Annotated in this window: 14 protein-coding genes; 2 read left to right on the top strand and 12 right to left on the bottom strand. The window is 40.7% G+C overall.

The features are described from left to right. Nucleotides 1-37: 37 nt before the first annotated feature. The gene (locus C727_RS0108370) at nt 38-2410 is read left to right on the top strand and encodes an alkaline phosphatase D family protein (protein ID WP_017445179.1); all 2373 of its coding nucleotides are present in this window, start codon (nt 38-40) and stop codon (nt 2408-2410) included. A gap of 33 nt (nt 2411-2443) precedes the next feature. Here the strand turns inward: C727_RS0108370 and C727_RS0108365 are convergent, their stop codons facing one another. Further along, the gene (locus tag C727_RS0108365; RefSeq protein ID WP_017445178.1) at nt 2444-2896 is read right to left on the bottom strand and encodes a YaiI/YqxD family protein; all 453 of its coding nucleotides are present in this window, start codon (nt 2894-2896) and stop codon (nt 2444-2446) included. A gap of 323 nt (nt 2897-3219) precedes the next feature. On the opposite strand from C727_RS0108365, the gene C727_RS0108360 reads away from it, so the two are divergent. After that, nucleotides 3220-5166 carry an EAL domain-containing protein gene (locus tag C727_RS0108360; protein WP_017445177.1) on the top strand — a complete coding sequence of 649 codons (1947 nt, stop codon included), beginning with the start codon at nt 3220-3222 and terminating at the stop codon, nt 5164-5166. A gap of 271 nt (nt 5167-5437) precedes the next feature. On the opposite strand, the gene C727_RS0108355 is transcribed toward C727_RS0108360, so the two are convergent. The 11 genes from C727_RS0108355 to C727_RS0108305 all read right to left on the bottom strand — a co-directional run bounded on the left by C727_RS0108355 (nt 5438) and on the right by C727_RS0108305 (nt 12054). Then, nucleotides 5438-6109, bottom strand: coding sequence for a hypothetical protein (locus C727_RS0108355; RefSeq protein ID WP_017445176.1), 672 nt, complete (start codon nt 6107-6109; stop codon nt 5438-5440). Nucleotides 6110-6160: 51 nt separating this feature from the next. Then, nucleotides 6161-6595 carry a hypothetical protein gene (locus tag C727_RS0108350; protein ID WP_017445175.1) on the bottom strand — a complete coding sequence of 145 codons (435 nt, stop codon included), beginning with the start codon at nt 6593-6595 and terminating at the stop codon, nt 6161-6163. 3 nt (nt 6596-6598) lie between these two features. Next, entirely contained in the window at nt 6599-6919 is a 321-nt protein-coding gene (locus C727_RS0108345) for a hypothetical protein (protein ID WP_017445174.1), read from the bottom strand. Nucleotides 6920-6937: 18 nt separating this feature from the next. Next, nucleotides 6938-7354 (bottom strand): hypothetical protein, encoded by a 417-nt coding sequence (locus C727_RS0108340; protein WP_017445173.1) that lies wholly within the window; start codon nt 7352-7354, stop codon nt 6938-6940. 142 nt (nt 7355-7496) lie between these two features. Next, complete coding sequence (locus C727_RS0108335) at nt 7497-7850, bottom strand: hypothetical protein (protein WP_155949199.1); 354 nt, start codon at nt 7848-7850, stop codon at nt 7497-7499. Next, complete coding sequence (locus tag C727_RS0108330) at nt 7813-8454, bottom strand: hypothetical protein (RefSeq protein WP_017445171.1); 642 nt, start codon at nt 8452-8454, stop codon at nt 7813-7815. The genes C727_RS0108335 and C727_RS0108330 overlap by 38 nt, the downstream gene beginning before the upstream one ends. Before the next feature lie 5 nt (nt 8455-8459). Next, entirely contained in the window at nt 8460-8945 is a 486-nt protein-coding gene (locus tag C727_RS0108325) for a BrnT family toxin (RefSeq protein WP_017445170.1), read from the bottom strand. Between the two features lie 69 nt (nt 8946-9014). Then, complete coding sequence (locus tag C727_RS0108320; RefSeq protein WP_017445169.1) at nt 9015-9446, bottom strand: hypothetical protein; 432 nt, start codon at nt 9444-9446, stop codon at nt 9015-9017. After that, nucleotides 9440-10474, bottom strand: coding sequence for a hypothetical protein (locus C727_RS0108315; RefSeq protein WP_155949198.1), 1035 nt, complete (start codon nt 10472-10474; stop codon nt 9440-9442). The genes C727_RS0108320 and C727_RS0108315 overlap by 7 nt, the downstream gene beginning before the upstream one ends. A 69-nt stretch (nt 10475-10543) precedes the next feature. Further along, on the bottom strand, nt 10544-11326 hold the full coding sequence (locus C727_RS0108310) for an MlaA family lipoprotein (RefSeq protein ID WP_017445167.1): 783 nt from the start codon (nt 11324-11326) through the stop codon (nt 10544-10546). A gap of 8 nt (nt 11327-11334) precedes the next feature. After that, nucleotides 11335-12054 (bottom strand): MBL fold metallo-hydrolase, encoded by a 720-nt coding sequence (locus tag C727_RS0108305; protein ID WP_017445166.1) that lies wholly within the window; start codon nt 12052-12054, stop codon nt 11335-11337. Nucleotides 12055-12077 lie beyond the last annotated feature (23 nt).

The raw sequence follows: 12077 nt of genomic DNA, 5'->3' as shown, positions 1-12077 counted from the left end.
AATAGCGGTAAACAAAACTGTTAACAATGGACAATTTATGAAAAATCAAATCAGCCGACGTGATGCACTTAAGTTTGTTGCGGCCGGTGTTGCGGCCAGTACGATTGTCGGCTGTGCCAACTCTAGCAGTGCCCAAAATGGTCGGCAAAACCGAGCGAATTTATCTCCGCGCCAATCGCTACAAGATAACTGGCACAAAACCCATAACCGTGTTTTTTTAGGTGGGCAGTACTGGGCGAACCCGATGGAAGACTGGCGAATAAAAGATGGTGCCGCTGAATGTATTTATGGCGGCGGCAACCGCACAGTTCACTGTCTCACCCATCAACTCAGTGAGCCTGAAAAAGGCTTTGAAATGTCTGTGCTTATCGAACAGAAAAAAACGGGATTAAATGACGGGGGGGCTGGTTTTAGATTAGGTGCTCGCAGCGAATTAAATGAATACCGCAGCAATGCGTTTGTCCAAACCGGCCTGGATATGGGTATTTATAAAAAGCAGCTCGTACTGGCAGATAAAGCCATTCAACTTAAAACAACTCACTCTGCCTATTTATTAAAACTAACCGCACAACCACAAGCCGGCGCTGTGACGCTAGTCTTAGAGGCGTTTGATGAATCTGGAATACACTTACTTGCTAGCCTATCAACCCTAGTAGCCGCCGCTGAAGTAATAGGCAATGTTGCCATAACCAGCAACTTCAAAGTGCCGGCAAAAGAACATAGAAACCTTAAAAACAGCGAATTAGGTGCCATTTATCGATTTAAACATTGGCAGCTTTCTGGTGATGGTTTTGACGTAAAACCCGAACAAACATTCGGGCCAATTTTGTGGACCATGTATACGCTCAACAATAGCCGCAACGAAGCCGGTTATATTTTAAAATTATCGGCTATTTTAGCGCCTATGGGCGATAAAGATAATCAGTTGGTAAAGTTACAGGTTAAAAAATCAGGTCAATGGCAGACCCTATCGGAGCAAACCATAGATAGAGATCCTTCACTTGTCACCTTTAAAAGCGAAAATTGGGATGAAAAACAAAATACAGAATTTAGGGTGTTATACCAAGAGTCCCATAGTGACCAGACCCAGAGCAACCATTATTATCATGGCATCATTAAAGCAAATCCGGTTGACAGAACCTTGCGCATGGCCGCATTAACCTGTCAAAATGATTATGGTTTCCCATATGCCCCTGTGGCAGAAAACGTGGTAAAAATGGATCCGGATTTAGTCTTTTTTTCAGGCGATCAAATATACGAAAATCACGGTGGTTATGGTCTGATCAGAGAACCCGTTGACTTAGGTTTATTAAATTATTTACGTAAATACTATCAATTTGGCTGGGCGTTTAAAGAGGCCATGCGCAACGCCCCTACGGTTTGTTTACCAGACGACCATGACGTTTTACAAGGTAATTTATGGGGTATGGGCGGGGCCCCCATGCAAAATATTGAAAAAGATCCTACCGCGAGTATTTTAGGTGGTTACATTGAGTCTGTTCGGATAGTGAATGCGGTACATAAAACCTGTGTTGGTCACCATCCTGATCCCTTTGATCCGACCCCAACACCAAGTGGGATTAGCAGCTATTACACTGATATGGTATATGGCGATGTCGGTTTTGCGATCCTAGCCGACAGACAATGGAAAAGTGGTCCCGAAGCGCTGGATATTCATGTCGGTGTCACCGGACAAGGCGAAGATCCACTCTACATTAATCCAGATTTTGATCGCGCTGATCTTGAACTACTGGGAAAACGGCAAGAAGAATTTTTAGCTCAATGGGGGCGTGATTGGCGTGGGCATAATTTAAAAGCCGTTTTAAGTCAAACCGTCTTTGCTGGCATTGCAACCCACCAACCAAGACCAGACAGATATCTTAAATATGATTTTGATGGCAGCGGTTGGCCTGCCACTGCTCGAAACAGGGCCATTGATATTATGCGTGAATCCAGTGCTTTGCATATTTGTGGTGATACCCATTTGGGCACCCTCTCGCAATACGGTGTTAAACAGCAAAGAGACAGTAATTGGGCATTCTGCACGCCGGCCATTTCAGCTGGTTGGCCTCGCTGGTGGTTACCTGATGTTGCAGGTTTACCACACACGAACCGGCCAGCGCATGGTTTAGCACAAACAGGTGAGTATTTAGATAGTTTTGGCAACAAAATCTACGTATACGCTGCAGCCAATCCAGAAGTCGGTAAAAGTAATAACCGTTATGTAAAAGCGCATGAAAAAGGCAGCGGTTTTGGCTTTATTGAGTTTGATACCAAAAACTTAACCTATACGTTAAGTGCTTACCGCTTTTTAGTAGATGTGAAGGATGGCCGATCCGATAATCAGTTTCCTGGCTGGCCTGTCACCATACATAAAGACGAAAACCGTGGCAAAAACCGCTTGAGTTAGCATCACAGGCTGATCATGGCTTTTTTACTATGATCAGCGCTTTTCCGCTTGCTGCAAAATCCTATCAAGGTGGTTTGCAAATTTTTGTTTGTCGGCTTGATTAAGCGGTGGCGGCCCTGAGGTCTGAATGCCAGACGCACGCATCGTATCCATAAAATCACGAATATTTAAACGAGACTTGATATTTTCTTTAGTAAATAGTTCACCGCGGCTGCTCAGAGCCTGGGCCCCTTTTGTAATCACTTCATCAGCCAGTGGAATATCACTGGTAATGACTAAATCTCCTTGCTGGCACCTTTTTACTATTTCATTATCGGCGACATCAAAGCCCGCACTTACTTGCAAGGATTTAATAAAAGGAGACGCGGGTACCCTGATATATTGATTAGCCACAAAGGTTGTTAACACTTGAGTGCGACGTGCTGCTCTGAATAAAGTTTCTTTTATTGTTACCGGACAAGCGTCCGCATCAACCCATATATTCAAATAATGCCTCTGATATAAATATTTAATCCCAGTGCCAAAAACTAGGTTAGTTTGGATAGACAGATTAAAACGGCTCCGTCCCAATTAATAGTTAAAATTATACAAGCAGATGAGCAAATCTTCTGCTATGATTAAAAAAATAATTTAATGCCTAGAATTTTAGGCGTTAATGCCCTTAGCCAACTTAGATAAGGGTTTAATTGCCTGATAAAAATATGGATATAAAAATATGGAACGTTTTTTATTTATAATTGAACTTTATTTAACTCGTATACGTACCTGTGAATTGATTTTATAAACGATATTCGGTTTAAGGAAAAACGATGACCGCAAACCCTTTGATGCATGACAAGATAGACTTGTTATATAAACGCTCGTTTTCGGGTTTGTTAACCAGCGGAATTGCTGCTTTTGTTCTTGCTTTATATTTATCCCCCCCGTCTGATAAACAAATTAAAATAACCTGGCTCGTTTTATTCAGCAGCGTTTTGATGTATCGTTTTATTAGTGCCACCGCATGGGTTCGAAAAACAAAAACTGGTCACGTTGGTGGCCTGAAAGATTTATATCAATTTAGACTCGGGGTAATACTTTCTGGTGTTTTTTGGGCGCTCTATTGTGTTTATTTTTATCCCATTTCGACCGAGTTTCAGGTCACAGCCTCTGTAATGATAGTTTCGGCATTTGCCGGCGGTTCAACCGTGTTACTATCTGGAGATCGCTTTTCAGCATTTATATATCCATTTTCGGTCTTAGTGCCCTACTCTTGCATCTTATTGTTTATGCCACTTGTGCCTGAGCATCAAACGTTGGGCATTCTTGGTTTATGTTTTGCCGCAACATTAAAGTTAGTCGGCTATCAAACGGTTAAACATACCACTAAATCGATTAAACTGTTCCATGAACATGACCACTTACTTGCCCATATGAATACAGAGGTCGCTAAACGGATCGAGCAAGTTAAACACCTTAGTCAAATTGACCCTTTAACTGGCATGTTAAACAGGCAAGCGTTTTTAAGCAAATGTCGTCAACGTGTAGACACCCACAACCCACAAAGTTTTTATCTTTTTTTTATTGATTTAGATAAATTTAAACCAATAAACGACAGCCATGGCCACCATGTTGGTGATCAGTTATTGAATATGATTGCACAGCGCCTCATGAATCTGAATGTTGATAACGCTGTTTTTTGCCGTTGGGGGGGAGATGAGTTTTTAATCATGGTGCCAAAACAAAAAAACGAAGACATCACCACAATAGTGGCAAAAATAAACCACGTCATTGAAGAAGATTTTGTTATTGATAATCACCGATTAACGGCTGCTTGTTCCATTGGTGTTACTTGTTATCCAGAGCATAGCCAAAATATTGATGAACTTATCACTTTGGCAGATTTTTCGATGTACCACAATAAAGTCCAAGATCAAACATCACATATTGTTTTTAACCAAAGTTTAGGCTTAAAATTTAAACGCAATTCAACTTTATGTAATGGCTTAAAACAAGCTTTATATAATAAACAACTTTATATTGATTATCAGCCAATTGCAGATAGCCAAACCGGCCAATTTAAAGTGTGTGAGGTTTTATTACGTTGGCAGTATCAGGACGAATTAATCTCCCCGAATGAATTTATCCCGATTGCAGAAAAAAATGGTTTAATCAATAAACTGGGCGACTGGGTATTAGAAGAAAGCTTAAAATTAGAAAAAGTGTTATTAAATATCGACCCAGATATGGTTACCTCTGTGAACATATCATTAAACCAACTGATGGTGCCAAACTTTTGTCAAAAAGTACTCAACCTTTGTCAACAATATGATGTTCCGCCATCGAATATGCAGCTTGAATTTTCTGAAACTGCCGTCACTAATAAGCGTTTTGACGCGTTGCTCGTACTTAAAAACTTACAAGAAGCCGGAATCAAAATAGCCATAGATGATTTTGGAAAGTCCTCCTCATCACTCGCTTTTTTGCATGAGTTCACCCCAGATATGGTGAAAATAGACCGTCACTTTATAAAAGACTTAGATACCAAGTCTATGCATATTTTAGAAGCCATTATTTTATTGTCGTCAAGAATGAACTTTAAAGTGATCGCCGAAGGTGTCGAACGCGACTCACAAAAAAATAGGCTGACGGACCTAGGTGTCCATTATCTGCAAGGCTATTTAGTTTCTGAGGCCTTGCCAGCTAAAAAGCTTCATGAAGCAAGTCAATTTCCACCCACAGAGCAAGCAAAAAATTTAAGCATGACCGGCTCTTAGTAAATAAAACACTAGCTTCATTTGCCAACACTTATTCCCCAACGTTTTGCCAAAAGCAATCACCTCGCCATGCAGTCCTACGCATAGAGGCATTTTCCCTTTTATTTTCAGGTTATTGTGAGCGGATATCTGGTTAATTTGTGCAGTATCTTACTTTTTTGCCCTAGATGCACTTGCAACACAAACAACTTAAATTATTTTGAAGGATCATTTAATTTCTTAACAGACAAAATACAAGGGGTTTCGGTTAATATTCTTCCATCGTCGAGCTCTACTGGATGTACTTTTTGATACTTTTCCAAGGGCCTGGTGAAGTATGAATTTCCCATGGGCCAGGGAAGCCAAATGAATTTGTAACTGGGCTAATATTATTTGATGAATTTAAATAATCCAATGACCAAGGACCGGCAACCCCAGCTCCATTTCTAACAGGATCTAACGTCATGGAAGGAAAATCGCCTCCATCTGCTAAATTAACCTCTATGTAGCTAGAATCACCACCACCTAGTTCACGGAATTTTCGCTGAGTTTCTTCATACGCTACATTTTTTTGATGTTCATATGTTGAGGCTTGCTTACTATACAAATCATCGGCTAACGCTGCATTTCTGGATACTGCATTTTCTCGATAAGTCGCAGCTTTCTGCTCTCTAGCTACTTGCTTAGCTTCTTCTTTTGCATTGAATTCATCAGTTCGCTGTTGAGATTTTTCAGTCGTCTTTTGACTATTATCTTTTTCAAAGCCAGCAATCTGCTTTTCCAACATTTCTTCAGATAACTTCGACAGATTATCTTCGATTGCTGATAAATCAGGCGAGAACCCTTTACTTAATTTTTCTTGTTGAGCTAACAATTCAGCCTTGGATGGCCCTTTCATCCCCTCAACAATGCTATTACCCAACGCATTGCCAAAAGCATAACCGATTGATTTATAGAACTTCAATCAGTGGGCAGCCTAGAAATCTAACATCAATGGGCTTTACCATGTAACTGCTTAAACACCTCTATGAAGTATGAACGGCAAAAATATACCTGCAAAAAGAACTAGCATCCCAATTACAGCGGGTATGACCAAATATTTTTGGTCATATTTATCTAGATTTTTTCCGTTTATTTCAGGGTACATCTGCGGATATTTCAAATAACGCTTGTTTCTTACACTATAAAAGTAATACGCAATCATGGTCGCGATTGCGCTTAAAAAGACATTCGGAACACCGAATATGTTTCCCCCCATAAATATGTCAGCCAAAGGAATATCCATAACGACCCCTATTAAACTAAATGACCCATTAAAAAAAAGAAGACCATGCACCCCCATGCCTATCAAAGTAATGTGTGCAAGCAGAGTTGAAGATGTATACTTATTCTCATTTTTTTTTATGCGCAAATATCCAACATAAAACATTAAGTCTAATAATCGAATCATTATTTACCTATCTATTGTCCCTAAACGGGGCTCGTACGGTTTTAACGTTTCGCTATCCCATGGGTTTATCCAACTATCGCCACCAAAATTGCTCGCAGCAAAATAACCGATAGATACTACAGCCCCGATAGGGCCGCCAAATACACCGATATAAGTCATGGCGATATCGGTGGCCAATTTGGCACCGTTATACCCTAAAGTGGTCCCACTAACACTACCCGTTGAACGTACTTCATTGGTGATCTTTGCATGTGTGTCATAAATTGAAAATCCAACACCGACTCCACCCAAAGCTCGCCCACCCCATACTCCGGCGGTATGCAATGCACTACGCCCTTGGTTCTAACTTACCAACATTCGACTATTTGTCGCTTCACTGTAAGGAACCAAATCAGGGCTTGCGATTGAAAATGGCCTATTCCAAGCATTACTAGCGTTGTTTGCCCAATATGTTTTAATTTGCCAAGAATTAGATGCACTGCTCAAACTAAAAGTATTCGGATTAAGACCAAACTTATTTGAGAAACTAAAACTAGGAATGTGTTCAGCAAATGCCAGATACGGAGAAGCCTTAGTCATCAATTCATTATATGGAGTCATCCACCCTGTTCCAATTAGATTTAATTGAGCAGGGGCTTGATATGAAGAAACATAGCCACTTTTCCACGGACCAAGTGAAGTATGAATTTCCCATGGGCCAGGGAAGCCAGGTGAATTTGTAACCGGGCTCGCATTATTTGATGAGTTTAAATAACCCAAGGCCCAGCAACCCCAGATCCATTTCTAACAGGATCTAACGTCATGGAAGTAAAATCGCCTCCATCCGCTAAATTAACCTCTATGTAGCTAGAATCACCACCACCTAGTTCACGGAATTTTCGCTGAGTTTCTTCATACGCTATCAGCTAAAGCTGCATTTGCTAGTTACAGCACTTTCTCGATAAGTCGCTGCTTTCTCTTGTCTCGCGACCAGCTTAGCTTCTTCTTTTGCATCAAATGCCTCTCGTTGCTGTTGAGACTTTTCTTCTAATTTTTGATTGGCTGTTGCCTCAAAGTCAGCTGAAGTTTTAGTCGATATTTCGTTAACAGTTTGATTCAATTTATCGTTCACTGATTTCTCAAGTTTCGATAAATCAAATTTTGGTTCAGGTGCTTTCGGCGTTCCCTTCATCCCCTCAACAATGCTATTCCCCAACGCATTGCCAAAGGCATGCCAGCTACCTAGACGCTGGTTTCTTTCTCTTTCGGCGTACACTCTCATTACTTTTCAGATTTGTTTGAACTTCAATGTCTTTATCGGGATAATAAATGGCAACAGGTTTCGGCTTTAATCTTCCAGGGGCTGTTCCATTTGATAAATCTACAAAATAAATTGGTAAAGCTTTATCAGCGCCTTCGATACCTCGCTTATACAATTTCAGATAAAGATCGGTATACCCCCTTAAACGCTGATCAATGGTAAATTTATAACCATCTTTAAAATGAACCTTATATTTAGGTACAGGCATACCATATTGAGAAACAGGCAAGGGAGGGATGTCAACTTTTACTATGTCACCCCACCGATAATTCTTGCCATTTGACAGTCGAACACTGTCATCATCAGTCTCAAGCAAAATTTTGCCACCTTCATACCAAAACTTAGTTCTTTCTAATACAAAAGCAAGAATACCAATAAACCCTATAAAAACCTCTGGGTAACCGATTTTTACATAGACAACAATCATAAACAAAAACAAGGCAATGATCATGACCGTAAACGGTAGGTCAGTAAAAAAACATTGCCACCAAGTTAATCGGTGTAGTCTATATTGGTCTACACTTTTTGCTGTGTATTCAATCTTTGGTTTAACGGACATGGCGCCTACCAATAACCTGAAAATGTGTTGTTCGAATAGTTACCACATAGGTTACTTGCCCAGTCATCGGCTGATGCACCTAGATTTTTCGGTACCCAATTCGAATTAGAAAACAGCTTACTCGCGCCATGGCCAGCTATACCACCAAAAAAACCAGCTAAACATATATCGCCAACGTTATAACGGTTTTCTTCATGTTTTATCGAGTCCCAACTTTGGTCATAAAATTCAGTAAAGCCGCTCCCCATTAGCCCATCAAGGGCTGGATTTGTAGCTCTACCACCGATCATCCCTCCCAAAAATCCAGTTGTGAAAGATTTGAACGGATTTGCGCCATCTAAACCTCGGTTATAGAGCACATCTGCAGCTAGATTAGTCGCTCCATTTATGCTGCCTGATTGCATCACTGTACCACTACAAACGTCATTAAAGTCGATACCATGCTTTTGGATGTGTATTGCGTTCTTATTCTCATCCCATTCAAACTGCATTGTTACAACCTGTACATACATTTGTATTTACAATTCTAGTGGCTTTTTCAGTTTGTCACGCGCGATAATTTAGCTTTTGTCAAGTAGTGACAGTTCACAATTAATCGCATATGAAGGTGAATTGTACGTACGGCCAGGAATTATTGATTTACCGCTGATAATTGTAAAACGATATGCTTCACCTTCAGCCGCAGTTACCCTGAGATAAACGTCAGGGGTAATTATAAGCTTGTAACGCTCAGTGTTTTTCCCCTTAGGTTTTAAATGTGCAATATTCTTTTTTTCTTTTAAACAATCATAAAAATGGCCTAACTGACCACTCGAAGATTTTCCATCACCTTCTAACGTATAATGAGTATTTCGATTTAAACTGACAAATACCTCATTTGTAAGGTCATCACGAGAAGAAGGCATTAACATACTTAGTATGAGTACTAGTGTGATTATACAGGCTACTACCAGTGTTGATTTTAACGTAGGCAAAGTGGTTGTATCTACCATAATGTTCTAACATCCTGGATAGCTTCTTGTATATTAAACACCTCTGTATGCCGTCCCGTACCACCAACCACGAAGCCAGCATAATTTGGTAAAGTATTTGCCAAGCTTGGAGTTGACTTCGTAAGCGATACCTGCAATCCCTTCAAATTGCCACGATCAGTGTTAATCAAGCCAACACTGACATCTCCAAGTGCAAAACTTCCACCATAAATATTATAACCGCCATTGAGCGCCCTTGAGGGATCTGAGGTAGGGTAAATCGATAACTCTAAACCAGCGTTCGCTTCTGGCATCGGTATTCCTAATTTAGTTTGAGCCTCTGCGGCATAATATTCGCCGTAAATTAAATTAGCTTCACCAAAGTCTATAGATATATATTTACCTGTTGCAACGTTAGCGCCTGCACCTGCCGACTCCCCCAGTGTTGCCCCAAATGCAATGGTAACCTCTCCTTTGTTATAAACTTCAACAAACACATCTTTAACTTGCTGGACTACCTGCGCTCTAGCTTTCCCATCTTGCCACATCGCGCTTTGCACTTTGCTATATTCGGCCCAATCATATTCAGCCGCAAAATCGCCACTGATAGCGGAGGTTTGACGACCTTTCACATAAGCAGCTTCACCACGGTTTATTCCATTTTGATAAGACTGCTCTAGTTGGTTTTCCATTTCAGTTCGGTATTGAGCGTATTGTTTATCGTACGCTTTGAAATCAGCATCAATACGCTGCCTTTCAGTAACAGTTTTGTCTCGTTGCACCGCGGCTTTCTCTTGTCTCGCTACCTGCTTAGCTTCCTCTTTTGCATTGAATTCATCAGTTCGCTGTTGAGATTTTTCAGTTGTCTTTTGACTATTATCTTTTTCAAAGCCAGCAATCTGCTTTTCCCACATTTCTTCAGGCAACTTCGACAGATTATCTTCGATTGCTGATAAATCAGGCGAGAACCCTTTACTTAATTTTTCTTGTTGAGCTAACAATTCAGCCTTGGATGGCCCTTTCATCCCCTCAACAATGCTATTACCCAACGCATTGCCAAAGGCATCCGATGCATAACGTCAGTTAATTTATTCAGCTATGCATCGTACTGGTGGCCGCTACTCTAGGTCGTTCAAAAAAGCTTCAAAATCGTCTTCTTCTTTTTCGCTAATCTTGGGCTGTGGCACATTGCCGTCATATATTTCGTATCTAACTCGTTGGAAGTAACTTTCTCTGACAAAAATATAAGGATCTGAGCTGTCCTCTAATAGTTGTTCTTGGTCTAATAAGCGGATCCTGCCTTCAACACTTTTAACTGACCAACGAAGCAAATTTGCTGGCCATGACAAAGCAGCAAGCGGAAAATAAGCCGAGTCGACCAGGTCGCCCGTAGTGTCTCGAGTATCCGACGGCCCAACCAACATTAAATATGGCCCTGTCGAAACGCCCCAAGTGCCTAATACTTCGCCAAATTCTTCATGTTTTTCTTCTAAACCAAGGTGAGATGCAACATCGATCAGCCCTAATAACCCCAAAGTTGAGTTAATCAAAAAGCGGCCTCCACTTACGGCTGCGTCTGTACCTTTGGCTTGCAACAGGTTATTGATCAGTGCCGACGGTTCATCCAGGTTATTGGCCATATTTAATAAACCCGAACGAAGGAAATTAGGCATATAATCTCGGTATCCAATAGCAACCGGTTTTATAAAATAAGGATCGAGAAAGTCATATTGAATATCCCAGCTAATTCGGTTGATGGGTTCAAGCGGGTCGTAAACTTCATTGCCATCATTGAGCTGGTTGCTTTCTACTTGCGCCTGCGCATCATTTTTACTCGCACAGGCTGATAACAATAAACTTAAGGTTAGCGTAAACGCAGCAACTAAGGTGTTTTGTTTCATAAATTGTCCTATGGGTACCAGGCTAACCTATCGACTTGAATACCCTGTTTTTTAACTTGTTTAGTAAAATAATCAACATCTTCAAAGCCATTTTTTCCGCGAAAATGGTAAGGGATAACTATATCAGGGTGCATTTCAATGACCGCATCGGCAGCCTGTTTTGCAGTCATTGTATATGGCAAGTTCATGCAGATAAGTGCTATATCTATATCTTTTAATGCACGCATTTCTGGCGTATCTTCGGTATCACCAGAAATATAAATTCGTTGGCCAGCCCAGTCAATTAAATAACCGTTGCCACGCCCTTTTGGATGATATTTAAGACGTGACTCTGTGATATTGTACATTGGGATAGCTGTGATCTTGAGCCGCCGCATGCGTTTGCTTTCGCCGTTATTAATCACCTGCCCTTCGCCTAGTTTATCAACCACGGCTTGCGGCGCTAAAATTTGTGTTTTAGGCGCTGCCAAACTTTTTATCAGTTCAGGTTTAAAATGATCACCATGAATGTCGGTAATCAAAATCAGATCTGGATCTGAATATACTTGATACAAACTTTTATCACCCGTCGGGTCGACAAAAATGACTTGTTTTTTGTTTTCCATCACAAAGCTGGCATGCTCTATAGGCACTATTTTTATCGCACCATGTTTTACCCCGTTCGCTTGCACCACTAAGCTGATACAAAAAAATACCAGTGCACTGCAATAAAAAGCTAATTTTTTCATTTTAAATCCCTTCAGTTTGCGTA

It is taken from the genome of Gayadomonas joobiniege G7 (genome assembly GCF_000300815.1).
In the GTDB taxonomy this organism is placed as follows: domain Bacteria; phylum Pseudomonadota; class Gammaproteobacteria; order Enterobacterales; family Alteromonadaceae; genus Catenovulum; species Catenovulum joobiniege.
This window is presented reverse-complemented; position numbering and strand designations above follow the sequence as displayed.

Coding starts and splice junctions, on each gene's coding strand:
- C727_RS0108370 (WP_017445179.1), top strand. CDS start 38: ATGAAAAATCAAATCAGCCGACGTGATGCACTTAAGTTTGTTGCGGCC.
- C727_RS0108360 (WP_017445177.1), top strand. CDS start 3,220: ATGACCGCAAACCCTTTGATGCATGACAAGATAGACTTGTTATATAAA.
- C727_RS0108350 (WP_017445175.1), bottom strand. CDS start 6,595: ATGATTCGATTATTAGACTTAATGTTTTATGTTGGATATTTGCGCATA.
- C727_RS0108330 (WP_017445171.1), bottom strand. CDS start 8,454: ATGTCCGTTAAACCAAAGATTGAATACACAGCAAAAAGTGTAGACCAA.
- C727_RS0108325 (WP_017445170.1), bottom strand. CDS start 8,945: ATGCAGTTTGAATGGGATGAGAATAAGAACGCAATACACATCCAAAAG.
- C727_RS0108320 (WP_017445169.1), bottom strand. CDS start 9,446: ATGGTAGATACAACCACTTTGCCTACGTTAAAATCAACACTGGTAGTA.
- C727_RS0108310 (WP_017445167.1), bottom strand. CDS start 11,326: ATGAAACAAAACACCTTAGTTGCTGCGTTTACGCTAACCTTAAGTTTA.
- C727_RS0108305 (WP_017445166.1), bottom strand. CDS start 12,054: ATGAAAAAATTAGCTTTTTATTGCAGTGCACTGGTATTTTTTTGTATC.